A 22,430-nucleotide genomic window follows, 5' to 3' on the forward strand; every position below is an offset into this window, starting at 1 on the left:
TCCCTCCTCGGGGCATGAGTGAGAAGCCGGCGTCGCCGCCGGCGAAGGAGAAGTACGGGTCAGGCGGGGCGCTTGCCGTGGAAGACGAGCTCGATCATCGTGTGGTCGGGGTCGTGGATGTAGCAGAACTTCGAGTTGTTCTCGGGGCGCTCGACCGGACGCGTGTGGCGGATGCCGAGGCTGTCGAGGTGCCCGAGGAAGCCGTCCCAGTCCTCCACCTCCATGGCGAAGTGGTACGGCGCCATGCGGTCCATCTCCTCGACCGGCGTGAAGTGCAGGTCGAAGCGGCCCTTCGTCATGAGCACCACGCGGGTGTTGCTCTTGGGCATGACGCGCTTGAGGCCGAACACCTTCGTGTACCACTCGACCGTGCGGTCGACATTGGTCGTCGGGAAGTTGACGTGGTGGATGTACTTCGGCTCGATGCTGCGACCCTGGTCGTCGAACTTCGGCTCGGGCAGGCTGAAGCCCTTCTCGACGTGGCTCGGGCCGGCAGCGGCCTCGGGCATTGCCTGGGTGGTGTCGGTGGTGCTCATACGGGCACTCCCTCTCTGTCGGTGCCGGCGGCCACGCCGACGCTGGTGTCGATGCGGCCGCCCTCGGCGACCACGGTGTTGGTGAGCGTTCCGATCCCCGAGATCTCGATGTCGATGACGTCGCCGACACCCATGGGGGTGTTGCCGTCCGCCCCCATCCACAGCACGTCGCCGGGGTGGACGGTGATGTACTTCGTCATCTCGACGAGGAAGTCGTACGGGTCGAAGATCATGTCGCCCGTTGCGAACGATGCGTCGACGGCGCCGTTGCGCCGCACCGTCGTGGTGGACTGCAGCGGGTCGACGTCGGTCTCGATCCACGGCCCCATGGGCTTGAAGGTGTCGGCGTTCTTCGCCCGCCAGAACGTGCGGTCGGCGTGCTGCCACTCCCGCGCGCTGACGTCGTTGCCGATCGTCCAGCCGAAGACGGCGGCCTTCGCCTCGTCGCGCGACGCGTGGCGCAGGGTGCGCCCGATCACCGCGACCACCTCGGCCTCGGTCTCGAACCGCCCCTCGACCTCGCCCGGCTTCACGATCGCGGCACCGTGGCCGACGAGCGCGCTCTGCGCGCGGTAGCCGACCTCGGGGTGCGGTCCGACCTTGACGGGGTCGTACCCGAGCTCTTCGTGGTGGCGGTTGTGCGTCTTGTAGTTGAAGCCTGCGGCGTAGAACGTGCGCGGCATCACCGGCGGCAGCAGGACGACGGAGGAGAGCGGATGCTGCGCCCCCCGCTCGTGCGGCTGCCACGGCGCGGCGTCGAGCTCGACGACGTCATCGCCCTCCACCACGGCGAAGAACTCGCGTGTTTCCACAGGCTCAACAGCCGGTAGAAGACACCGGGCGTACCGCATTCGTCTCTCCTTGGTCCCTGAGCCTGTCGAAGGGTCAGCGCAGCTTGTGCGACATGCGCTTGGTGATGAGGTACGCCTGCACGCCCTCGGGGCCGGACTCGCGGCCGAGACCGCTCTCCTTGACACCGCCCGACGGTGCTTCGGTCACCGAGCCGCCGCAGTGGTTGATCGAGAGGATGCCGGCCTCGAACCCGCGGGCGAGGACGTCGGCGGTCGACGCGGACTCGGTGAAGCCGTACGCGGCGAGTCCGAAGGGCAGCGAGTTCGCGATGCGGATCGCCTCGTCGAGGTCGGTGAACGTCGTGATCGGGGCGATAGGACCGAACGGCTCCTCGCTCATGACCTCGGCGTCCAGCGGCACGTTCGTGAGCACCGTCGGGGCGTAGAAGCAGCCCTTCTCGCCGATGCGGTGCCCGCCCGTGGCGACGGTCGCGCCGTGGGCCACGGCATCCGTCACCAGTGCGTGGGTGGACTCGACGCGCTTGGCGTTGATGAGCGGGCCCATCGTTACGTCGTCGTCGAGCGGGTCGCCCACGACGAGCGCCTCGGCGAGCCGGACCATCTCGGCAGTGAACGCCTCGGCGATCGACTCGTCCACCAGGAAGCGACTGGGCGACGTGCACACCTGTCCGGCGTTCGCCCACTTGGCCGCCGACGCGCGGCGCGCGGCCTGGATCGGGTCTGCGTCGGCCGCGACGATGACGGGGGCGTGGCCGCCGAGCTCCATGATCGTCGGCTTCATGAGGCCGCCGGCGCGGGCGTTGAGCTCCTTGCCGACCGGCACCGAGCCGGTGAAGGCGATGAGGCGCGTGGTCGACGAGTCGATGAGGTGCTCGGCGGTCTCGGCGCCACGGCCGAAGACGAGGTTGAGCACGCCGGCCGGCAGCCCGGCGTCGTGGAACGCCTGAACCAGCGCGCACACCGTCGCCGGCACCTCCTGCGAGGCCTTGATCACGAGCGTGCAGCCGGCGGCGATCGCCGCGGACATCTTGCGCATCGGCGATCCGGCCGGGAAGTTCCACGGGACGATCGCGCCGACGACGCCGACGGGCTCGTAGCGCACCGTGAGCGACGTGTCGACGTCGGTCGGGATGATGCGGCCGTACAGGCGCCGGGTCTCCTGCGCGCACCATTCGAGCGTGCCCGACACGCGCATGACCTCGGTGGTGGCATCCTTCACCGGCTTGCCCTGCTCGACGGCCATGAGCCGGCCGATCTCGGGAGCCCGCTCGCGCAGCAGCGCCACCGTCTTCATCAGGATGCGCGCCTTCTCGAACGCCGAGGTGTCGCGCCAGGCGGGGAAGGCCCGGTCTGCCGCGGCGAGGGCATCGTCGAGATCGGATGCCTCGGCCCGGGCGACCTGCCCGATCACCGAGTCGTCGACCGGGTTCAGCACATCGAACGTGCGACCCTGGGCGCCCTCGCGCCACCGGCCGTCGATGTAGAGGCCGAGGCGCGCGGCCGAGTAGATCTCGGCGGCGCGGGACGCGGCATCCGTGCGGGTATCGGCTGCGATGGTCATGCCAGGGCCGTTCCTTCCGACGTGTTGGGGACCGCGGAATCGCGGTTGGTCTCGAGCACCCAGATGTGGTGCGGCGGGGTCTCTTCGTGCACGCGCGTCGGGTACGAGTCGTCGACGCGGTCCATGTCGGCGGCGTACTCGACGCGGCCGCCCGCGGGGCAGTGCACGAAGCGGAAGACGTTCGAGCCGACGGTGTGCCGGCCGAGGCGCCGCGCTTCGCGCCAACCCTTCTGGATCATGTGGTTGCCGCCCTCGATCACGTCGTCGAAGCCCGAGACCTCGAACGACACGTGGTTCGTGCCGGCGCGATCAGGGCGGTGGCACAGCAGGAAGTTGTGCTGGTCGTCGTCGCCCTCGATCTGCATGAACACGCCCATGGGCTTGACGATGTCGACGGCGCGGAAGTTGAGGCGGTCGAGGTAGAAGTCGATGGCCTCGTCCTTGCCCGCCTTCGGGATGTTCAGCGCCACGTGGCACATGCGGATCGGACGGATGTCGGCGATCGGCGAGTGCGACTGGTTCCAGCGCTCGACGTGGCCGCGGCTGTTGTAGCGGCGCGGGTCGTAGTCGACGTGCTCGGGCGACGTGACGGCGAGCGCAAGCCCGAAGCCGGTCTCGTCGTGCGTGTGGGCGACGCCGTTATCGTCGACGGTGACCTCGCGGTCGGTGCGCATGTCGGCCACGAGGGCGTCGAGGGCCTCCTGCGTGTCCACACCCCAGACGACCTCGCGGATGCCGGACGCCTCTTCGACCGAGGGCGGCAGCGACGGGTCGTCGATGCGCTTGAGCACGAGTCGCTGGTCGACCTGCGTGGTGAGCACGACCTCGGTGTCGGACTTCTCGACGAGCTCGAGACCGAAGTCGACGAAGAAGCGCGCGCACTCGTCGAGGTCGTCGACGCCGTACACGACGGACTCGATGCGTTCGATCGACATGACCTCAGGCCTCTCCGTGGGGGTTCGCGGTCGAGTCTGCGCCCTGGCCGGAGAGGGCGGGAGCCTCGGACGCGAACCCTTTCGTTGCGCGGTCTGCATGGAGGCCGGCGCGGATGCGAACCAGGGCGTCGACGGCGCTGTCGGGCACGTCGGCGCCGTCCGAGGCGGCGTGCCAGGCGCTCTCGATGAGACCCGCCCAGGAGGCGCGGAGCTTGCCGATGGTCGCGTCGGCGAGGGGCGTCGCGTCGATGCGGATCGCGCGGCCGTCGGCCTCGTCGCGCTGCGATGTGATGTAGCCGCGACCACGGAGATCGCGCAGCGCCACGCTCACGTTGGCCCGCTGCAGCCCGCTGCCGTCGGCGATGTCGGAGGCGGAGCATCCGGGGTGGTCGTGCACGTACCGCATCACCTGGCCCTGCGTCTGGGTCAGGGGGACCACGGGCGTCGTCTGCACCGCCCGGAGCTGGATCTCGCGGGCGATGTCGATCACCAGTTCGGCCAGCAGCCGGAAGGTGGGGTCGGTGTTCGCATCTTCGCTCATCGGACCTCCTTGCTCGATTTGATTATCAAAACATAATCACTTTCTCGGCGCAAGGCGGCGGCAGCCGTCCGCTGCTGAAGGCTCAGGTGGCGGCGGCGCGAGTGCGGAACCAGGTCGTCATGAAGTCGAGGAAGATCCGCACGCGCTCCGGCGTGCGGCCCCCCGGGCCGTGCACGGCGTAGAGGGCCCGGGCCGGCGGCTGGTGCTGCGGCAGCAGCTCGACGAGTTCCCCGGCCGCGAGGCGCGCCTCGGCGGGACGGCGCGGAATCAGGGCGATGCCACAGCCCTCCTCGACGAGCTTCTCGATCACGAGGTACGAGTTGGCGATGACCGCGGCATCCTGCACCTTGAAGTGGATCGTGTCGGCACCCGACCCGAGCCGCCAGACCGGGTCGTTGGGATGCAGCAGGCACAGGTGATCGTTCAGCTCGGCGACCGTCGCGGGCGTGCCCTTGCGCCGCAGGTAGTCGGACGAAGCGGCGAGCACGAACGGCAGCTCCGAGACACGGCGCACCAGCACATTCGAGTCGCGCAGATCGCGGGTGTGGAAGGCGATGTCGTACCCGCGATCGAGGAAGTCGTAGTTGCGGTCCGACATGCCACCGAGCTCGAAGCGCACCTGGATCTTCGGGTGCTCGCGCACGAACGCCGCGATGGCATCCCCCACCTCGAGAGTGCCGATCCACTTCGGGCAGATGATCGACAGCGTCCCCTCAGGCGCGTCGCGTGAACCCGAGAGCGAGGCATCCTCGTCGTCGATCTCGTCGAGGATGCGCTCGGCGAACTCGGCGTAGCGCTTCCCCGACTCGGTGAGACTCACCGAGCGCGCCGTGCGGTTCACCAGGCGCACCCCGACCTGCCGCTCGAGGTCCGCGACGTGGCGCGAGACGAGCGAGCCCGAGATCGCGAGCTCACGCGCTGCAGCGCTGAAACTCGACGACTTCGCGACGGTGACGAACGTCTTCATGACGACCAGACGATCCACGGCGACCTCCTTGTTCCCGACGACCGTCGTCGTGAACTGAATGGAGCCTACCTATGCAGGATCTGCACAGATTTATTCCGAGGTTGCAAGGATCGCAACCTCAGTCTGAAGACACCGCAGAACGGATGCTGCCGCCCGCCGTCAGACGACCGGCACGAGTCCTTCCGCATGGGCTTTCGCGAACGCCGCGCGTACGGCGCGCCGCTCGTCGCGACCGGCCGGGTGCTGCGCCGGTGTCGCGCCGAGCAGCTTGCGCGTGTACGGATGCTGCGGATCGTCGAAGACGCGAGCCGCATCGGCGAACTCCACGAGCCGGCCGAGACGCATGACAGCGATCCGGTCGGAGATGTGCCGCACGATCTCGAGGTTGTGCCCAATGAAGAGGTAGCTCATCCCCGTCTCGGCCTGAAGGTCGACCAGCAGGTTGATGATCTGGTTCTGCGTCGAGAGATCGAGCGCGCTCAGCGCCTCGTCGCAGACGACGAGGCGTGGCTTGAGCACGAGGGCACGTGCGATTGCCACACGCTGTTGCTGCCCTCCCGACAGCTCGCTCGGGTACCGCTCGAGATGCGCGCGGGTCAGGCCGACGTGATCGAACGTCTCGGCGGCGATCCGCGCACGCTCGGCGGCGTTGCCCAGACCGTGCCGCTGGAGCGCGGACGTCACCGCCATCGAGACGGGCTGCCGTGGGTTGAGCGACATCGAAGGGTCCTGGAAGACCGCCTGCACGTCTCTGCGGTAAGCCAGCGGGGTGCGGTGGCCGAGCGTGGTGACCTCCGTTCCGTCGAACCGGATGGAGCCCGCAGACGGCGCGAGCAGACGCAGGATCGCGCGACCGACGGTCGACTTGCCCGAGCCCGACTCGCCGACCAGGCCCAGGGTCTCGCCCGGCAGGATGTCGAAGGTCACGTCCTCGACGACGTTCCTCCGTTCCTTGCGGAAGATGCTGCGAGCTTCGTAACTGATCGACAGACCTGTGACTTCGAGCAGCGGGTCGCGGCCGGCCTCCGGTAGGGTCTCGCTGACGGGGGTGCTCAGCTCGGTCTTCATCGCGCCGCCTCCTTCGTGGGACGCGGACGTCGATCGCGAGCGGCGAGCAGCGACCTCGTGTACGGATGCTGCGGCTCATCGAACAGCGCCGCCGCAGAGTCGGTGATCTCGACCAACTCCCCTTGGTACATGACCGCCGCACGATCGCATGCTTCGGCTACGACACCCATATCGTGCGTGATGAGCAGGATCGCCATGCCGTACTCGTCGCGCAGGTCCAGAAGCAGATCCAGCACCTGGGCCTGCGTCGTCACGTCGAGCGCACTCGTCGCCTCGTCGGCGACCATCAGCTCGGGCCGCGAGGCGAGGGCGATCGCGATCGCGACACGCTGCGCCATGCCTCCGGAGAAATGATGCGGGTAGTGGCTCAGGCGGCTCTCGGCATCCTTCACGCCGACGCGATCGAGCAACTCGATCGAGCGCGCCCGGGTCTCAGCCTTGGAAAGGCCGAAGTGCGCCCGCAGTGGTTCGGCGAGCTGCTTGCCGATCGTGTGAACCGGCGAGAGGGCGGCCATCGGGTCCTGGAAGACCGCGGCGATCTTGCTGCCGCGGACACCGCGCAGCTGCTTCTCCGTCTTGCCGACGAGGTCCTCGCCGTCGAGCAGGATGGCGCCGTGCGAGACGCCGATTCCCGGCGCGAGCAACCCGAGCACCGCACGCGCGAACGTGGACTTACCCGAACCCGACTCGCCGATCAGGCCCACGATCTCGCCGCGGGCGATGCTGAGCGACGCGCCCTTGACGAGCTCGACCGCGCCCTTCTCGACGCTCTGGAACTCGATGTGCAGATCCCGGACCTCGAGGATGTTCCCCTCGTCGGCCGGGGCCGGCACGACGTTCTCGTCGTCGCGAGCGATCGGTTCGACCACCACACCTTCCGGAACGCCCACCGGCGCGCTCGGCGTCAGGAAACCGCCGGCGTCGGCCGCCGCCACGGCTCCGGCCGCCGGGCCCTCGATGAGGGCCGCCTGCGCGACGTTGTCGGAGATCTTCTTCGGCCGCCGGAACGGCTTTCGCTTGCCCACACCGAGCGCCTCGTTGAGGCCGTCGCCAATGAGGTTGAATGCGAGCACGGTGCAGACGATCACGACCCCGGGGGGAATCGCCATGAAGGGCTGCACGCCGAGCTTGGCCGCCGCCACTCCCAGCAGTCCACCCCATGACGGGACCGCCGACTCCAGTCCGATCCCGAGGAAGCTCAGCGCGGACTCGATGATGATCGCGGTTCCGGTCATGATCGCCGCCTGAACGATCAGGGGTGAGGCCAGATTCGGCAGCACCTGTTTGAACACGATCGAACTCTCACGCAGGCCGGTCACCCGTGCCGCGTCGACGTAGAGCTTGCTGCGTTCGGCCATCGTGATGGCGCGCGCCATGCGGGCGAAGTTCATGCAGAACATGAGGCCGATCGCGAGAAGCAGGGGCGCGAGACCCCGGCCCAGGATCGAGATGACGGCGAATGCGACGAGGATGCCGGGCATGGCGTCGAACACGTCGACGAACCGGGTGCCGACGCGGTCGGTCCAGCCGCCGCGGAAACCGAGGAGCAGACCGATCGGCACACCGATCAGCATCGCGACGATGACGGCGCCGAAGCCGACTGCCAGGGCTACCCGCGCACCGTAGATGATGCGGCTGAGGGTGTCGCGACCGTTCTCGTCGGTACCGAGCCAGTGCTCGGCAGACGGCCCCTGCAGCACAGAGGTGAAGTCATTCTCGAGGGGATCGTAGGGAGCGAGCCACGGCGCGAAGATCGCCCAGACGACCACGACGAGCAGCCAACCGATCGCGATGAGGGTGAGCGGCTGGCGCAGCAGCCGGCGCACCACCTTGGCGCCTTGCTTCTGCTCCGGCTTCTCGGTCTTGATCGCGACGGTCGCGCCGTACTGGGTGTCGGTCATGCGGGTCGGGCCTTCGGATTGATGAGTCCGTACGAGATGTCGAGGACCATGTTGACGAGGATGACGATGATGCCGATGACGAGGGCGACGCCCTGAACCACCGGGAAGTCCTTGGCCATCACGCTCTGCAGCATGAGGGTGCCGAGGCCCGGGAAGCTGAAGACCTTCTCCATCACGAGGCTGACGCCGAACAGCACGCCCACGGCCAGACCGATCGCCGCGAGTGCCGGGACGAGCGAATTCTTGAACGCGTACGTCCACAGGATCCGCCGGCGCGGAACTCCCGCCGCGACGAGCGTGTCGATGTAGCGGGAACCGAGCGCCTCGGCCACCGCCGTGCGGGTCTGGCGGGCGATGAGCGCGGATGTGCCCACCCCCAGTGCGATCGCGGGGAGGATGAGGCCGGAGAGCCACTTGCCGACGTCCTGGGACGGCGGCGTCCAGGCGAGGACCGGAGCGAGATGGAGCTGGATGACGAAGACGACGACGAGGATCTGGCCGAGCCAGAACTCCGGGATCGACTGCAAGAACGCGGTGAGCCCGGTCACGGCACGGTCGCGAGGCTGACCCGCCCGGACGCCGGCGTAGATGCCCAGGCCCATTCCGATGATGATGGCGACCACCAGGCCCCCGATCACGAGCGACAGCGTGGCCGGAAGTCGCTGGGAAACCATCTCGGTCACCGGCTGACCTGACAGGAGCGAGGTGCCGAGGTCGCCCTGGAGCGCTGCGGCGTACCAGTCGAACAGACGGACTAGGAAGGGCTGGTCCAAGCCCAGGTGCGCCTCCACCTCGGCGATGGCCTCGGGTGTCGCGGCGGCATCTCCGAGGATGGCCGCCGCGACACTGCCGGGCACGAGGTAGGTGAGCGAGAAGACCAGCAGCGAGACGATCAGCAGCTGGGGGATCGCGAGGACGAGCCGATAGCTGATGAGCTTCAGCATGGCGGCATGCTCCGTTGCATCGCTCGCGATCCCATGGCGCTGTTCCTCCTGCGTTCGATCTGTCTCGGGGTGGTGTGCTGGTGTCAGCCGACGGCTGCTACTCGGTGACCGGGTACACGGTGCGGTAGTCGATCAGGTTGATCATCCAGGGCTGGGTCGACTCCTGCACGCCGGCGACGGTGTCGGTGTTCCATCCGATTCGCTGGCCGCCGACGGCGAAGCCGCAGGCGAGCGCCTCGTCGTCGATGATGATCTTCATGACCTCCTGCCACAGGGCGTCGGCCTCCTCCGAGTCGCCCGCAGCCTTGGCCGCGTCGGCAGCCGCCTTGAGCTCCGCGCTCTCGTACTTCGACGGGTTCTGGCGCGCGGTGGATGCGAACCAGTTCGAGTACCAGTCGAACGGCGTGATCTCGGCGTTCTGACCGATGCCCAGCGCGTACTGGCCCGAATTCCAGGTCGACTGGAAGTCGGGGACGGCGAGGTCCTGGACCGTGACGTTCACGCCGTCGAGCTGGTTCATCTGGTCGGCGAAGAATTCGATCTGTCCCTTGAGGAACGGAGCGGACGGGAAGGTCGCCTCGACGGTGGCGTCGCCGAGCAAGTCGGCCGCCTCGTCGAGATCGGCCGGGTAGCCGACGATGTCGGGGTTGTAGCCGACCTCCCCCTCGAGGAAGTGCTGCTGAGGGACTTCGAGCGTCATCGGGTCGAACTGCTGGTAGGCCTCGGTGTCGAGCGTCGAGCAGATCGCCTTGCGCACGTCCACGTCCCCGAAGACCCCGCCCGGGGCGCGGTCGAAGAAGACGACGTTGTTGCGGACCGCGTTGTAGTCGTACCAGTCGATGTTCTCGACGCCCTCGATGCGTGAGAACTGGTCATTCTCAACGTCGGTCACATCGAGCTCGTTGCCGAGGAGACCGGCGACGGCCGACGTGTCGTCGGCGATGGCGTACAGCTCGACATTCTCGAAGTACACCGGGTCGCCCCAGTAGTCCTCGTTGAGGGTGAAGGCCCACTTGGTGCCGTCGACCGAGTTCTCGGCGTCGTACTTCCACGGCCCCGTGCCGACGGGCTCCGTCAGCACGGTGCCGTCGGCGATGGCGGTCGGGCTGGCGATGAGCACATTGTTGCGTGTGAGCATGGTCAGGAACGTCGGCGCCGGGAACTTGAAGTTGATCTTGGCCGTGTAGTCGTCGACGATGTCGATCGAGGCGACCGCCTGCAGGGGGCCGGAATACGCGCCCGGGTTGTCGCGCACGTACTCGAGGTTGGCTTTGACCGCCTCGGCGTTGAACGGCGTTCCGTCGTGGAAGGTGACGTCGTCGCGCAGCTTCAGGGTGAGTGCCATCGGCTCCTCGACCCACTCGGTCGCGAGGTTCGGGAGGATCTCGTTGTTGTCGCCGAGCAGGACGAGGGACTCGTACGGGACGTAGTAGTACCCGGGCTCGATGCGTGCACCGGGTGCCCAGGAACTCGGTGCGGAGCCCCAGTTGATGCGGAGCGTGCCGGTGGGCTCGCTCGGCGGCCCTGCCGTCGCGGTGCTGGTCGGGGTCGTGTCGCCACCTCCTCCGGAGCAGCCGGCGAGCATCGCGCCGACGACGGCCAGTGGGACCACCACCTTGATCCAACGCTTCTCAAATGCCATGTGGGACGCCTCCTCGCGTCTCATTCGAGCGCGTCTGCACGCTCGGAGTTGGGCTAGAACACCCGCCTTGGTGCTCGGGTCCTGCCACGGTACATACGCCCCGCGCGGCGGACCCAGACCCCAACCGGCAAGCTAACCGTGCACGATCTGCGGGGTCCTCGCCCAGCCCTGCACGCCCGCGGGGAGCGGGCGCGAGCCTCGACCATAACAGGGCTCCTCGAAGCCAGTCGCGAACCACTGGCGCGGCGTCCGGTTCGCCTCTTGGCGTGATGTTTCAGTTGACTTACACTTCTGCATACATCTGGGACACCGCGACATCCGATTCGCAACCCCGAGGCAAAGGAGCCGCACATGGCATGGGAGTTCGTGAGCCTGCAGCAGGGCATCGACGAGGCCGGATCGCCGATCCGCCTGCTCTGGAAGCCGGGCTCGGAGCCGTGGAAGCCGCCGGTCATCGACGACGAGTACGCCGGGTGGCGTGCCGAGCAGGCCGCGTGGCGCACGGACGTGACGCTGTCGGATCTGTCGTTCCATATGTCCGACACGTTCCTGCGCGGCCCCGATGCCCGGCGCCTTCTCGGCGCAGTCAGCGCCAACAACGTCGAGAACTTCGAGATCGGGCAAGCGAAGCAGTTCGTACCCGTGGCCGCGGACGGCAACATCATCACCGACGGCATCCTGCTGCGCGACGGCGAGGAGTCGTTCGTGCTCAGCGGCGTCCCCGCCGCGCAGAACTGGGTGACCTCGCACGCGGTCGCCGGCGGCTACGACGTCGAGTTCTCGACCGACGGTTCCATGGAGTTCCGATTCGGCGAGCAGCCGCGACTGTTCCGCATGCAGGTGCAGGGGCCGCGTGCCCTCGATGTCGTGCACAAGGCATTCGGCGGACCGCTGCCCGAGACGAAGTTCTTCCACTCGACGCCCGTCACCCTCGCCGGCCGCTCGTTCCGGGCCCTGCGCCACGGCATGGCGGGCCAGGCGGGCTACGAGTTCATCGGCGACTACGCCGACCACGACGCCGCCAAGGAGGCGCTCACCGCCGCGGGCGAGGAGTTCGGCATCTCGCTCGTGGGGGCGCTCTCGTACGCGACGAACGGCATCGAGAGCGGCTGGATCCCGACACCGACGCCGGCCATCTACACGGATCCGTCGCTGGCCGACTACCGGCAGCGCCTGGGTCTGTTCACCTACGAGGGCCAGAACCCGCTCTACGGCTCGTTCTACTCCGACCGCATCGAGGACTACTACACGTCGCCGTGGGAGCTGGGATACGGCCGCTCGATCTCGTTCAACCACGACTTCATCGGCCGCGACGCCCTGCAAGCGGCAAAGGACCAGGTGCACCGCACCAAGGTGACGCTCGAGCTCGACGCCGACGACGTGCGCGCGCTCGGCGCCGACGACGCGTACCTCAACAATTACGGCCGCCAGCGCATCGAGGCCGGCGACGAGCTGGTGGGCACGACCTTCCAGGCAGCCCGCATCGCGCCGCTCGGCAGGGTGCTGGCGCTGTCGCTCGTCGAAACGGCGCACGCCGCACCCGGGACACAGGTCGAGGTGGTGTGGGGCGACCACCCCGGCCACGGGACCGATCCCGACGCGGACCTCGGCTTCCCGCGCATCCGCGCCACCGTGCAGCCCGCGCCGTATGACGAGTACGCCCGGACCACGTACCGGAAGGACTGACCTGGGGTTGCTCCAGGAGGGCGGGTCCCGCACGTTCGGGGCGCGCATCGTGCGCCCCGAACGGCACCGACGCGCCCCACCCCTGGACTGACCACGACCGACGAGGGGACGGATGCCGCGGGCCGCAGCATCCGTCCCCCTCTTCTGAGCGTCAGGCGACGGCGCCGACTGCCACCTGCCGGTTCCCTGAGCCCTCGGTGGTCTCGGAGAACGGCCGCGCGATCACGGCGGCGCGCACCGTGGTCTGCGTGTGGCGCTCGTAGAACGGGCTGTCGACGCTGCCGGCGGGCTCACCCCATGTGAGCTCGACCTCGTCGCCGACCTGCGCCTCCTCGTCGAGCGAACCGAGCGAGATCCAGCTGCGGGTGTTCGACGAGTAGGTCGTCAGGTTCATGTTGCCGACGTGCGCACCGGCCTTGTCGACCCGATCGAACTGCGTGGCGGTGTAGGTCGCGAACGGCATCTCGAGGTACTTGAAGCGGTCCGCGCCGTCGTTGTACATGCTCGCGAAGATGCGTGCGACGTCGTCCCTGTTCCACTCGACCCACGCCTTGCGGCGGTGCGGCTCGTCGATGCGCGCCTCGAGGGCCTCGCGGCCGATGAAGTCGTGGTCGAACTTCGCGATGTGGGTGTAGCCGAGGTCCCACGGCGTCACGTAGTAGTCCTCGATGGCATCCGACACGAACGAACCGGCGATGGCGAGCGTGCCCTCGAACGAGCGTGCGTTCTGCCATTCGCGGAACGGCTTCATCTCAGGCTGCGAGTACACGGCGGGCAGGGTGTTGGCGATCCACCCCGACTCGGTGGCGACCGAGGCGTAGGCCCGGCCGCCGATCTGGGTGATGCCGAACTCCGCGCCGGCCTCAAGGAGCGTCTCGCGGACGCCCTGGAGCTCTTCGTACGGCCCGAAGAACTCGAGTCCGGGGAACCCCGACATGCGGTGGTTCAGCGCGGTGGTCTCGTACGTGCCGATCTTGAAGCGCCCCATGTGGAAGAACTTGATGTCGGGCATCGGCCCGCCATTGACCTTCTCGAAGATCTCGCCGGCTGTCGGCCCCTGCAGCTGCAGGCGGTAGTACTCGCGGTTGGGGTTGAGCACGAAACGCTCGTCCTTGCGGACAGTGACGTTCCAGTCGCCCGTCTCGGCGTGGAACTGCACCCAGTTGAGTGCCGGCGGCCGGCCGACGATGCGCACGAGCTGCTCGCCGAGGCAGAACAGGATCGCGTCGCCGACCATCTTGCCGTCGTGTCCGACCGCGATGAGCTGCTTCGCCTTCATGGGACCGAAGTTGCGGAAGCTGTTGGCTCCGATGTGCTCGAGCAGGCGGAACACGTCCGGCCCTTCGACGATGAGGTCGGGCATGTGCAGCGACAGGTCCATGAGTGCGGCCGTCGAGCGCCACGATTCCTGCTCGTCGCGCCAGTTGGTGAACTCCGGCTTGACCGGAAAGGCGTACGCGCCGGAGCGTCCGCTGCGCAGGAGCTGGAGCGGCCCGCCGGCCTTCTGGATCTCGTCTTCGAGACTGGGCATGCTTATTCGCTTTCTTCCAGACCCGCCTCGGTGCGGGTTCTGGATCGACAGTATCAATCATCTGTAAACATGTCATCCCTCTTCAATGATTGGAATTCCTGATAATGTGAACCGACAACGCGAGGAGGCGACATGGTGCGGAACGAGCCCGAGCGGCCATCGGAGTGGCTGGGCGGCATCCCCTACCGGCTGTGGCGGGCCAATCAGGCCCTGCACCGCCGAGTGGTCGAGGCGATCGACGACCTCGGACTCACCGTCACCCAGCTCGGCATCATCGTGCACCTCGACGAGCTCGGCCACATGTCGGCCTCCGACCTCGCCCGCCTGTTCCGGCTCACCCCCCAGAGCACGACGACGGCGCTCAACCGGCTCGAGTCCGAGGAGTGGGTCCGGCGCGTCCCCCACCCGATCCACCGCCGTGTCATCTGGTACGAGGTCACTCCCGAGGGCCTCAAAGTGGCCGACGAGGGCCGTAAGCGCGTGGCCGCGGTGAACCGCGAGGTGGAGGCCGCCCTCGGCGACGTCGACCAGGCGGCACTGTCGACCGCGCTGCACCTCATCACATCGACGTTCGACGAGGAGGTCCCCACCGGCACGATGTGGCCGGTGCGCTGACACCGAGAACGAGAGACGGGATGCTGCGGCCCCAGCATCCCGTCTCGAAGAGGCTTGCGGGTCAGGCGTGTCCGGAACTCCATCCGGCGTCGACGAGCTCCCGCGAGTCGGGCGTCACGACGCGCTCCGCGGCCGCAACGACGTTCGCGACGAGCATGGCCCGCGTCATCGGGCCGACGCCGCCCGGATTCGGCGAGATCCACCCTGCGACCGCGGCGACCTCCGAGTCGACGTCGCCGGCGAGCTTCGCCCGCCCCGACGCCGTCGTGCCCACTCGCGTGACCCCCACGTCGAGCACTGCGGCGCCGGGACGGATCCACTCCGGACGGACGAAGTGCGCAACCCCGAGGGCGGCGACCACGATGTCGGCGCGACGCACCTGGTCGGCGATGTCGGGTGTGCGCGAATGCGTGAGCGTCACGGTCGCGTCGATCCCGCGGCGCGACAGCAGCAGCCCGAGCGGCCGGCCGACGGTGATGCCGCGGCCGATCACGGTGACATGCCGGCCGGCGGTCGCGACGCCGTTGCGGGTGAGGAGCTCCACGATCCCGGCGGGCGTGCACGGCAGCGGCACGGTGTCGTCCGACGCGTCGACGTCGAGCACGAGGCGACCGAGATTCGCGGGGTGGAGTCCGTCGGCGTCCTTGGCGGGATCGATGAGGGGGACGATCGCGTTCTCGTCGATCCCGGCCGGAAGCGGCAGCTGGACGATGAACCCGGTGACGGCCGGATCGGCGTTCAGCTCGCGCACCGCCTGCGCGACCTCGGCCTGAGTGGCAGTCGCCGGCAGCTCGACGGCGATGGACTGCACGCCGACCTCGGCGCAGTCGCGGTGCTTGCCGGTGACGTACGACCGCGATCCGGGGTCGTCGCCGACGAGCAGCGTCCCGAGGCCGGGCACGATGCCCCGCTCGCGCAGGGCGCGCACGCGTGCCGTGAGCTCTTCCTTGACGGTGGCGGCCGTGGCGACGCCGTCCAGCACGATAGCGGTCATGTCTCTCCGATCGGTGGTGTGAGGGAACTCAGAGACGCGCGAGCGCGTCGATGTCTTCGAGGAAGTCGCGCACGGCGCTCTTCGACACCGTGGCGCGGGTCGAGCGCAGCGCGCGCTGGTAGTGGCGGGTCTCGAGCTGCACCGGCGACTCGTCGACGTCGGGGAGCACGATCGCCCCGGTCGTCGTCGCGACCAGGGCGCCCTGCAGCGCGCCGGCGAGCGCGTCCTGCGCGGCGCGGCGCACCGCGTACTCGATGTCGGCGGGAGTGAGCCCCTCGCTCGCGTCGACGAGGGCGTCGAGGTCGACCCCGGCGACGACGCCCGCGGGCACGTAGCGGATCCAGATCGCGCGCCGGGCGTCAGCATCCGGCAGTCCGATCGGCAGCACGTAGTCGAACCTGCCGTGGCGCAGGAACGCCGCGTCGAGCGCGCGCACGAAGTTCGTGGCGCAGATCAGGAGGCGCCCCTCGAGCTCGCGGAACTCCGACAGCAGCTTCAGCAGTTCGTTCGTCACGCCCTGCGTGGGCGAGGGCGGGTCGCCGCGCCGCCGCGACGCGATCTCCTCGACCTCGTCGATGAACACGACCGCGTGCTCCAGCTCGGCGATCACCTCGAATGTCTGGCGCAGTGCCGCCGGCAAGCCGGCGGGCGAGTCCGCGAGTCGCGACGGGAACACCTCGACGAAGGGCCAGCCCAAGCGCGAGGCGACGGCCTTCGCGAACGTCGTTTTGCCGGTGCCCGGCGGTCCGAAGAGCACGACGGCGCGCGGCGGCAGCACGCCGTACCGCGCCGCGAGCTCGGGGTGAGCGAGAGGCGTGACGAGTCGCTCCTCGAGCAGCAGCTTCTCGCGCGCCATGCCGGCGACGTTGTGCCAGAGCCGGCGCGGAAGGATGCGGCCTCCGACTTCCTTGAGCAGATCGAGCTCGCGCCGCTGCACCGGCAGCGGGCGCTCGAAGTACCGCAGCTGGTGGCGCACCTCGAAGCCGTTGCCGGTGAGGTGCGGCACACCCTGTGCCGTGTCCGACACGATCACCGACAGCTTCCCGAGGCCGAGGGGCGCCATGCGCCGCTCGAGGCGGTCGAGGAGGGCCGCCCCAATCCGCTCCGCGTCGAGCGGCGGCGTCCGGTCGTCGTCGATGCGAAAGAACACGATCCAGCCCTGCGCGTGCGCCGCGCGGCCGACGGCGGCACCGAGGATCCGCTCCCCCGAGACCGCGACGACCGCATGGTCGGCCTGGCACGACGCGATCACCTCGGCCAGCGAGTACACCGGCGTCTCGCCGCGCTCGTGCGACAGCTCCCACAGCCGCACGATCCCCTCGAGGTCGTCGTCGTGGAAATCGCGGATGTGCGCGTGACTGCGCTGGTTCATCGCCCCAACCTCGTGTCGCGGACGGATGCCGCGGCCCGCGGCATCCGTCCGATCCGGCGTCTCAGACCGCGACGTTCGCGCGGTAGGTCGTGCGGGCGAACTCGTTGTACGGCGAGCTCTGCACCGTGGCGCGGATGCGTGGCAGACCGAGGTCGGCATCCGTCGCCGTCCCGTGCCCGGGGTGCTCGCCCCACACGACCTCGACCTCGGCGCCGGGCGCTGCGACCGTGTGGTCGACGAGGGCGAGCGACAGGACGGTGCCAACGGGGGCGATGTTCGAGGTCCAGAACGTCATGCCCTGGAGCTGCCCGCCCTGTTCGATGCGGAAGCGTCCGTACGAGTTGAGGTAGTCGGCGCCGGCCGCACCGAGCACGCGCCCGACGTCGCTGCGGTCGAACTCGAGCGTGACCTTGCTGCGGCGCACCTCATCCTTGGCGGCGAGCAGCGCGTCTCGGCCGATGAAGTCGTGGGTGAACGAGATCGAGCGGCCGTAGCCGAGCTCCCACGGCGAGATGTAGTAATCCTCGATGCGGTCGGAGTAGAAGCTGCCGCCGAGGGGCTTCATGCCCTCGTACGAGAACTTCGGCAGCCATCGACGGTAGTCCTCGAGGCGAGGGTCGGTGTAGATCGCCGGGGTCGGCGTGGGGATCCACCCGCTCTCGACGCCGTTCGTGAAGTACGCCTTGCCACCCACGGGCTGGATGCCGAAAGGCTCCCCGCCTGCGAGCAGCGCCTCGCGCACGGCGCCGTAATGGGCGAAGTCGCCGATGAACTCGTACCCGGCCTGCCCCGCCATGCCATGGCGCAGCGCACGCACCGGGATGCCTCCGAGCGACACCTCGACGGAGTGGAAGAACTTCACCTCGGGCAGCGGTCCCCCGAACGCACGCTCGACGGCGTACGCCGCGAGCGGGCCCTGCACCTGGAAGCGGAACAGCTTCGGATCGCGATCCTTGCGCACCGAGGAGTCGGGGTCGGTCGAGTACGCGACGTCGTAGCCGCCCCTGTCGGCGTGGTACTTCACCCAGTTCTGCGCCGCGGGCACGCCGGTGAGCGTGAACGCCTGGTCGCCGGTGCGCAGCAGGATGCCGTCGACGACGATGTTGCCGTCGTGGGCGACCGGCACGAACTGCTTGGCCTGGCCGACGGCGAAGCTCGCGTAGTTGTTGGCGCTGACGTCGCTCAACAGGCGCACCGTGTCGGGACCCTCGAGGAACGTGTCGAACATGTGGAACGACAGGTCGAACAGGGCGACGTTCTGTCGCCATGCCGCCTGTTCGGTGCCCCACCCCGAGAACTCCGGCTCGACGACGGGGACGGTCCACGCCGGCGCGCCCGGCTTCCAGAGCAGCTGGATCGGGGATCCGGCCTCGTCTATGGCGTCCTGAAGGGTGGAGGTGGCGGGTGCGTTCATGATGTTCTCCTGGGTCGGCGCGTCGGGGGCGTGTTCGGGATCACCGGGCGCGAAAGTCTCGGATCCACTCGCTGGTGGCCGTGAGGCCTCCGAACGTGTAGAAGTGCAGGTGCACGCGGCCATGGCGTGCGGGGTCGTAGCCGGCGGCGAGCGCGCCGATGAGCTTGTCGGGTCCGGCCGTGCCGATGAGATTGGCGAGCGAGAACCCGTACTTCTTGACGATCATCGCGTTGGCGCCGATGCCGAACCGGCGCGCGAAGCCGATGAGGCGCTTGACGCCGGCGGGACCTGGCACGCCGATGCGGATGGGCAGATCGATGCCCTCGGCGCGCACGTGCTCGATCCAGGCGAGCACGGGCTCCTCGTCGAACGCGAACTGGGTGATGATCGTGCCCTCGAGTCCCTGTTCCTTGAGCGCCGCGGCCTTGCCGCGCAGCGCCGCCCACAGCACGTCGTCGGGGATGTCGGGGTGCCCCTCGGGGTAGCCGGCGATGCTCACGTGCCGCACGCCGTACCCGGGCAGCAGGCCGGTGCGGATCACGGACTCCGAGTCGGCATACGGCCCCTCCGGCGTCGCCGGGTCGCCGCCGACCGCGAAGATGCTCCCGCTCGCTCCGGCGTCGCGGAGCGCGCCGAGGTACTCCTCGAGCTCGGCCTGGTCGTGCAGCCGCCGGGCGGAGATGTGCGGCACCGGTGTGAATCCGCCCTCGAGCACGGCCTTCGCCGCGGCGAGCCGCATCGGAAGGTCCTCGTTACCGAGGAACGTCACGTTGATGCGCGTGCCGGCCGGGATCACGGATGCTGCCGCCCGCAGGTCGTCGACATCCTTCCCGGTCATCTCGAGCGAGCAGTCGGTGAGGAGCGTGGTGCTCATGGCTGTCTTCATCTTCGAATCGCCTTTCGGGGGTGAGGTGGTCAGGGCTGGAAGACGACGGTCTCGCGGCCGTGGCGGATGACGCGGTCCTGGCAGTGCCACGCGACGGCGCGGGCGAGCACGGCGCGCTCGACATCGGCGCCCCGGCGCTGCAGGTCGACGGCGGTGTCGGCGTGCGTCACGCGCACGACGTCCTGCTCGATGATCGGGCCCTCGTCGAGGTCGCCGGTGACGTAGTGGGCCGTCGCGCCGATGAGCTTGACGCCGCGCTCCTTCGCCTTGCGGTACGGCGCGGCCCCGATGAAGGCAGGCAGGAACGAGTGGTGGATGTTGATGACGGGAACGCCGATGCGCTCGAGGAAGTCCTCCGAGAGGATCTGCATGTAGCGCGCCAGCACGACCACGTCGACATTGCCGACGAGCAGCTCGAGGATCCGCTCCTCGGCGGCCGACTTGTCCGGCCCTTGCGACGGCACGTGCACGAACGGGATGCCGAACGACCGCACGTCATCGGCCACGACCGTGTGGTTCGAGATGACCATGGGCACCGTCATCGGGATCTCGCCGCGCCGCTGGCGCCACAGCAGGTCGAGCAGGCAGTGGTCGGACGTCGACGCCAGGATCGCCACGCGCTTCGGGGCCGAGCGATCCGCGAGCGTCCAGGTGAGGTCGAGGCCGCCCCCGAGCGCCGCGTCCAGAGAGGCCTCGATCGCGAGCCGCACGGCTGCGAAGTCGTCGACGTGGAAGACGGTGCGCTGGAAGAAGTGCCCACCCTCGGGATCGTCGGTGTACTGGTCGAGAGAGACGATGTTGGCGCCGCTCTCGGACAGTGCCGACGAGATCGCGCGCACGAGGCCGGGGCGATCCTCGCCCTCGACGAGCAGGATCCCCTCGTCGGTCGGCAGCTTCAGTGCGAGGTTCGGCGTCTTCGGTGCCACGATCGTCATGGTCCGTACTCCCTTGTTACAGATGACTGAAACTCTAACAGTCGTCTGCAACACCGGGAAGTCCGGGCACCCTGTCTTCTCCTGCATCATTCGCATGCAGATCGTGCGCGGTCCCCGGTGGGAGGATGGAGTTCCCACCCGCCACTCGCGGGAGGACCACGACGAAGGTGACCACCCGATCGCCGGACGTCGAGCACCCGAGAGGCGACCCCGCCCAGCTGCCCGACGACACGCGACCATCCGGAGGGAGCTCGCCATGAACCGCACGGCCGACTGGTACTGCGACGACAGCGACTGCGATTACTGCGGCGCACCCGAGACCGACTGACGGCGCGCCCGCACAAACGAGAAGCCGGCGCCCCACGAGGGGCGCCGGCTTCGTCGCGTGCGGCCGTCACCAGGCGGCCGCGACCTCCGCGTGAGCCGCGAGGATGTCCTCGGTCGTCCCGGCGGGTGCGCGCCCGATGCCGCACTCGGTCGCGACGCCGAACACCGGCGCGTAGCGCAGCGCCGTCTCGATCCGGCCGGCAGCGCCCGCGGCGCCGTCTTCGCGATGGATCAGCCCGAGGTAAAGCTCGGTGCCCTCCGGCAGGGCGAGGTCGGTGAGCGGTGCGTAGTACGCCTCGTCGTTGCGCTCGATGGGCACCGGCAGGTGCAGCCACGTGATCGGGCGAGCGGATGCCTCGAACAGCCCGTTCGCGAACCGCACGAGGTTGGCGGCGTCGGCCGGCTCGACGAAGTGCTTCTCGGCGACGTCGCCGTAGCAGAGGTGGAATCCCACCTCGACGGCAGCCGGCACGAGATCGGCCTGTTCGGCGGAGCGGGCGATCAGGCCGCCCCATAGGTCGTCGCCCCACCAGGGCTCGACGGCCGGCTTGCCGCGGTACTCGACCTGCTCGATCAGCTGGAACTCGACCGCGTTGTCCCACTGGATCGCGAGGTCGTCGTGCGGGATCGCAGCGAGGATCTCGTCGAGCTCGCGGTACATGGCGGCGCGGTACACGGGCTCGATCGCGGCACGCTGCTCGGCGGGGAAGAACGCGCCGACGACGGCCAGCGGCGTCGGCAGCGACACCTGGAACCGCACCCCCGCGGGCACGGCGCCCTCTTCCCGCAGCCGCCGGAACACCGCGTACGACTCAATCGCCGCGGCCGCGTAGCCGAGTGGTGGGAACTCGATCGTCGCGGGGTCGACGCCGTCCGCGACCCGCACAGGCCGCGCGTCGAGCATCTTCACCGGGATCGGGTGGTCGCCGACACGCTCGATCCCGTCGGCTCCGGCGAGCACATCGGGCTGGAAGAGGATCCAGTGGAACCGGGGCCCCATCTCGCCGTCAGGGATGCGCTTGAGGTGACCGCCGAGCACCTCGGCGGCGGTGAGGATCGTCGTCTCGGCGTCGTCGTAGTTGACGCTGCCGACGAGATGGGCGCCCTGGGGCTGGGCCATGGTTCTCCTTGTTCGATCGGGACAGGACCTCGATCCAGGTGTCAGACGCCCGCGGGAGCGACCTTCGCGTAGCCGCGCACGTCGGGGAACGGGGGCACGCGATCCTTCTGCAGGTCGACCTGGAAGGTGTTGAGGCACATCGACAGCAGCGTGAAGTTGCCGAGCAGGCCGATCGCGTCGACCAACTGCTGATCCGTGAACACGGCCGTCAGGCGGGCGTAGGTTTCGTCCGACACGAAATGGGTCGTAAGCAGCTCGACGGCGAAGTCGTGGAACGTCTGCAGCTCGACATCGTCGCCGAAATCGGGCTCGCCCCACGTGGCGAGCGCCTCGATCGCCTCGGCGGGCACGCCGGTTTCGATCGCCTTGTCGACGTGGGCGTTCCACGAGAACTGGGCGTCGAAGTACCGGGCCGCGACGAGCAGCGCGTACTCGCGGATGCGCTCGGGCATGCTGCAGTCGAATCGCACGAACGCGCCGAGCGCCTCGACGCGATCGCACAGCTCGGGGCTGTGCAGCCACACCTTGAAGGGGCCGCCGATCTTGCCGCGCTTCGCGATGATGCGGTCGGCGAGTTCCCGCTGGCGCGGTGTCATCTCGTCGATGGGTGTCACGTCGAGTCGCATGTCGTCCTCCGTGCTCG

20 protein-coding genes are annotated in these 22,430 nt (G+C 68.8%); 2 read left to right on the top strand and 18 right to left on the bottom strand.

Annotated elements, in window-relative coordinates; genetic code table 11:
* Nucleotides 1-59: 59 nt before the first annotated feature.
* The 10 genes from Q9R33_RS11920 to Q9R33_RS11965 form a co-directional block, all read right to left on the bottom strand.
* Entirely contained in the window at nucleotides 60-536 is a 477-nt protein-coding gene (locus Q9R33_RS11920) for a VOC family protein (RefSeq protein WP_311293881.1), read from the bottom strand.
* The gene (locus Q9R33_RS11925) at nucleotides 533-1,387 is read right to left on the bottom strand and encodes a fumarylacetoacetate hydrolase family protein (protein ID WP_311293882.1); all 855 of its coding nucleotides are present in this window, start codon (nucleotides 1,385-1,387) and stop codon (nucleotides 533-535) included. The genes Q9R33_RS11920 and Q9R33_RS11925 overlap by 4 nt, the downstream gene beginning before the upstream one ends.
* Before the next feature lie 34 nt (nucleotides 1,388-1,421).
* Nucleotides 1,422-2,909: an NAD-dependent succinate-semialdehyde dehydrogenase gene (locus tag Q9R33_RS11930; protein ID WP_311293883.1), complete on the bottom strand. Its 1,488-nt coding sequence runs from the start codon at nucleotides 2,907-2,909 to the stop codon at nucleotides 1,422-1,424.
* A complete protein-coding gene (locus tag Q9R33_RS11935; protein ID WP_311293884.1) occupies nucleotides 2,906-3,844 on the bottom strand; it encodes a VOC family protein in 939 nt (312 codons plus the stop codon). The genes Q9R33_RS11930 and Q9R33_RS11935 overlap by 4 nt, the downstream gene beginning before the upstream one ends.
* 4 nt (nucleotides 3,845-3,848) lie before the next feature.
* Complete coding sequence (locus Q9R33_RS11940; RefSeq protein WP_311293885.1) at nucleotides 3,849-4,385, bottom strand: MarR family winged helix-turn-helix transcriptional regulator; 537 nt, start codon at nucleotides 4,383-4,385, stop codon at nucleotides 3,849-3,851.
* An 82-nt stretch (nucleotides 4,386-4,467) separates the two neighbouring features.
* Nucleotides 4,468-5,370 carry a LysR substrate-binding domain-containing protein gene (locus Q9R33_RS11945; protein ID WP_311293886.1) on the bottom strand — a complete coding sequence of 301 codons (903 nt, stop codon included), beginning with the start codon at nucleotides 5,368-5,370 and terminating at the stop codon, nucleotides 4,468-4,470.
* A 141-nt stretch (nucleotides 5,371-5,511) separates the two neighbouring features.
* On the bottom strand, nucleotides 5,512-6,420 hold the full coding sequence (locus Q9R33_RS11950) for an ATP-binding cassette domain-containing protein (RefSeq protein WP_311293887.1): 909 nt from the start codon (nucleotides 6,418-6,420) through the stop codon (nucleotides 5,512-5,514).
* Complete coding sequence (locus Q9R33_RS11955; protein ID WP_311293888.1) at nucleotides 6,417-8,321, bottom strand: dipeptide/oligopeptide/nickel ABC transporter permease/ATP-binding protein; 1,905 nt, start codon at nucleotides 8,319-8,321, stop codon at nucleotides 6,417-6,419. The genes Q9R33_RS11950 and Q9R33_RS11955 overlap by 4 nt, the downstream gene beginning before the upstream one ends.
* A complete protein-coding gene (locus Q9R33_RS11960; RefSeq protein WP_311293889.1) occupies nucleotides 8,318-9,265 on the bottom strand; it encodes an ABC transporter permease in 948 nt (315 codons plus the stop codon). The genes Q9R33_RS11955 and Q9R33_RS11960 overlap by 4 nt, the downstream gene beginning before the upstream one ends.
* 97 nt (nucleotides 9,266-9,362) lie before the next feature.
* Complete coding sequence (locus tag Q9R33_RS11965; RefSeq protein WP_311293890.1) at nucleotides 9,363-10,907, bottom strand: ABC transporter substrate-binding protein; 1,545 nt, start codon at nucleotides 10,905-10,907, stop codon at nucleotides 9,363-9,365.
* Nucleotides 10,908-11,258: 351 nt separating this feature from the next.
* On the opposite strand from Q9R33_RS11965, the gene Q9R33_RS11970 reads away from it, so the two are divergent.
* Nucleotides 11,259-12,593 (top strand): aminomethyl transferase family protein, encoded by a 1,335-nt coding sequence (locus Q9R33_RS11970; protein WP_311293891.1) that lies wholly within the window; start codon nucleotides 11,259-11,261, stop codon nucleotides 12,591-12,593.
* Nucleotides 12,594-12,744: 151 nt separating this feature from the next.
* Here Q9R33_RS11970 and Q9R33_RS11975 read toward each other — a convergent pair whose 3' ends face one another.
* Nucleotides 12,745-14,124 carry an aminomethyl transferase family protein gene (locus tag Q9R33_RS11975; RefSeq protein ID WP_311293892.1) on the bottom strand — a complete coding sequence of 460 codons (1,380 nt, stop codon included), beginning with the start codon at nucleotides 14,122-14,124 and terminating at the stop codon, nucleotides 12,745-12,747.
* 132 nt (nucleotides 14,125-14,256) lie between these two features.
* Here Q9R33_RS11975 and Q9R33_RS11980 point away from each other — a divergent pair, with 132 nt between their 5' ends.
* Entirely contained in the window at nucleotides 14,257-14,739 is a 483-nt protein-coding gene (locus Q9R33_RS11980) for a MarR family transcriptional regulator (protein ID WP_311293893.1), read from the top strand.
* Nucleotides 14,740-14,800: 61 nt separating this feature from the next.
* Here Q9R33_RS11980 and Q9R33_RS11985 read toward each other — a convergent pair whose 3' ends face one another.
* The 7 genes from Q9R33_RS11985 to Q9R33_RS12015 all read right to left on the bottom strand — a co-directional run bounded on the left by Q9R33_RS11985 (nucleotide 14,801) and on the right by Q9R33_RS12015 (nucleotide 22,413).
* On the bottom strand, nucleotides 14,801-15,733 hold the full coding sequence (locus Q9R33_RS11985; protein ID WP_311293894.1) for a bifunctional methylenetetrahydrofolate dehydrogenase/methenyltetrahydrofolate cyclohydrolase: 933 nt from the start codon (nucleotides 15,731-15,733) through the stop codon (nucleotides 14,801-14,803).
* A gap of 28 nt (nucleotides 15,734-15,761) precedes the next feature.
* Nucleotides 15,762-17,105 (bottom strand): ATP-binding protein, encoded by a 1,344-nt coding sequence (locus Q9R33_RS11990; protein WP_311293895.1) that lies wholly within the window; start codon nucleotides 17,103-17,105, stop codon nucleotides 15,762-15,764.
* 61 nt (nucleotides 17,106-17,166) lie between these two features.
* Entirely contained in the window at nucleotides 17,167-18,519 is a 1,353-nt protein-coding gene (locus Q9R33_RS11995) for an aminomethyl transferase family protein (RefSeq protein WP_311293896.1), read from the bottom strand.
* A gap of 40 nt (nucleotides 18,520-18,559) precedes the next feature.
* Complete coding sequence (locus tag Q9R33_RS12000; RefSeq protein WP_311293897.1) at nucleotides 18,560-19,393, bottom strand: methylenetetrahydrofolate reductase; 834 nt, start codon at nucleotides 19,391-19,393, stop codon at nucleotides 18,560-18,562.
* Nucleotides 19,394-19,434: 41 nt separating this feature from the next.
* Entirely contained in the window at nucleotides 19,435-20,340 is a 906-nt protein-coding gene (gene purU, locus Q9R33_RS12005) for a formyltetrahydrofolate deformylase (RefSeq protein ID WP_311293898.1), read from the bottom strand.
* 394 nt (nucleotides 20,341-20,734) lie between these two features.
* Nucleotides 20,735-21,787 carry a hypothetical protein gene (locus Q9R33_RS12010; protein WP_311293899.1) on the bottom strand — a complete coding sequence of 351 codons (1,053 nt, stop codon included), beginning with the start codon at nucleotides 21,785-21,787 and terminating at the stop codon, nucleotides 20,735-20,737.
* Between the two features lie 41 nt (nucleotides 21,788-21,828).
* Nucleotides 21,829-22,413, bottom strand: coding sequence for a carboxymuconolactone decarboxylase family protein (locus tag Q9R33_RS12015; protein WP_311293900.1), 585 nt, complete (start codon nucleotides 22,411-22,413; stop codon nucleotides 21,829-21,831).
* Nucleotides 22,414-22,430 lie beyond the last annotated feature (17 nt).

The organism is Microbacterium sp. PRC9 (assembly GCF_031844125.1).
Taxonomy (GTDB): Bacteria; Actinomycetota; Actinomycetes; order Actinomycetales; family Microbacteriaceae; genus Microbacterium.

Bases quoted from the DNA above. Each gene is read 5' to 3' on its own strand.
- Q9R33_RS11935 (WP_311293884.1), bottom strand. From the start codon at position 3,844: ATGTCGATCGAACGCATCGAGTCCGTCGTGTACGGCGTCGACGACCTC.
- Q9R33_RS11930 (WP_311293883.1), bottom strand. From the start codon at position 2,909: ATGACCATCGCAGCCGATACCCGCACGGATGCCGCGTCCCGCGCCGCC.
- Q9R33_RS11960 (WP_311293889.1), bottom strand. From the start codon at position 9,265: ATGCTGAAGCTCATCAGCTATCGGCTCGTCCTCGCGATCCCCCAGCTG.
- Q9R33_RS11940 (WP_311293885.1), bottom strand. From the start codon at position 4,385: ATGAGCGAAGATGCGAACACCGACCCCACCTTCCGGCTGCTGGCCGAA.
- Q9R33_RS11965 (WP_311293890.1), bottom strand. From the start codon at position 10,907: ATGGCATTTGAGAAGCGTTGGATCAAGGTGGTGGTCCCACTGGCCGTC.
- Q9R33_RS11975 (WP_311293892.1), bottom strand. From the start codon at position 14,124: ATGCCCAGTCTCGAAGACGAGATCCAGAAGGCCGGCGGGCCGCTCCAG.
- Q9R33_RS12000 (WP_311293897.1), bottom strand. From the start codon at position 19,393: ATGAGCACCACGCTCCTCACCGACTGCTCGCTCGAGATGACCGGGAAG.
- Q9R33_RS11950 (WP_311293887.1), bottom strand. From the start codon at position 6,420: ATGAAGACCGAGCTGAGCACCCCCGTCAGCGAGACCCTACCGGAGGCC.
- Q9R33_RS11985 (WP_311293894.1), bottom strand. From the start codon at position 15,733: ATGACCGCTATCGTGCTGGACGGCGTCGCCACGGCCGCCACCGTCAAG.
- purU (WP_311293898.1), bottom strand. From the start codon at position 20,340: ATGACGATCGTGGCACCGAAGACGCCGAACCTCGCACTGAAGCTGCCG.
- Q9R33_RS11970 (WP_311293891.1), top strand. From the start codon at position 11,259: ATGGCATGGGAGTTCGTGAGCCTGCAGCAGGGCATCGACGAGGCCGGA.
- Q9R33_RS11920 (WP_311293881.1), bottom strand. From the start codon at position 536: ATGAGCACCACCGACACCACCCAGGCAATGCCCGAGGCCGCTGCCGGC.
- Q9R33_RS11990 (WP_311293895.1), bottom strand. From the start codon at position 17,105: ATGAACCAGCGCAGTCACGCGCACATCCGCGATTTCCACGACGACGAC.
- Q9R33_RS12010 (WP_311293899.1), bottom strand. From the start codon at position 21,787: ATGGCCCAGCCCCAGGGCGCCCATCTCGTCGGCAGCGTCAACTACGAC.
- Q9R33_RS11925 (WP_311293882.1), bottom strand. From the start codon at position 1,387: ATGCGGTACGCCCGGTGTCTTCTACCGGCTGTTGAGCCTGTGGAAACA.
- Q9R33_RS11980 (WP_311293893.1), top strand. From the start codon at position 14,257: ATGGTGCGGAACGAGCCCGAGCGGCCATCGGAGTGGCTGGGCGGCATC.
- Q9R33_RS11955 (WP_311293888.1), bottom strand. From the start codon at position 8,321: ATGACCGACACCCAGTACGGCGCGACCGTCGCGATCAAGACCGAGAAG.
- Q9R33_RS11995 (WP_311293896.1), bottom strand. From the start codon at position 18,519: ATGAACGCACCCGCCACCTCCACCCTTCAGGACGCCATAGACGAGGCC.
- Q9R33_RS12015 (WP_311293900.1), bottom strand. From the start codon at position 22,413: ATGCGACTCGACGTGACACCCATCGACGAGATGACACCGCGCCAGCGG.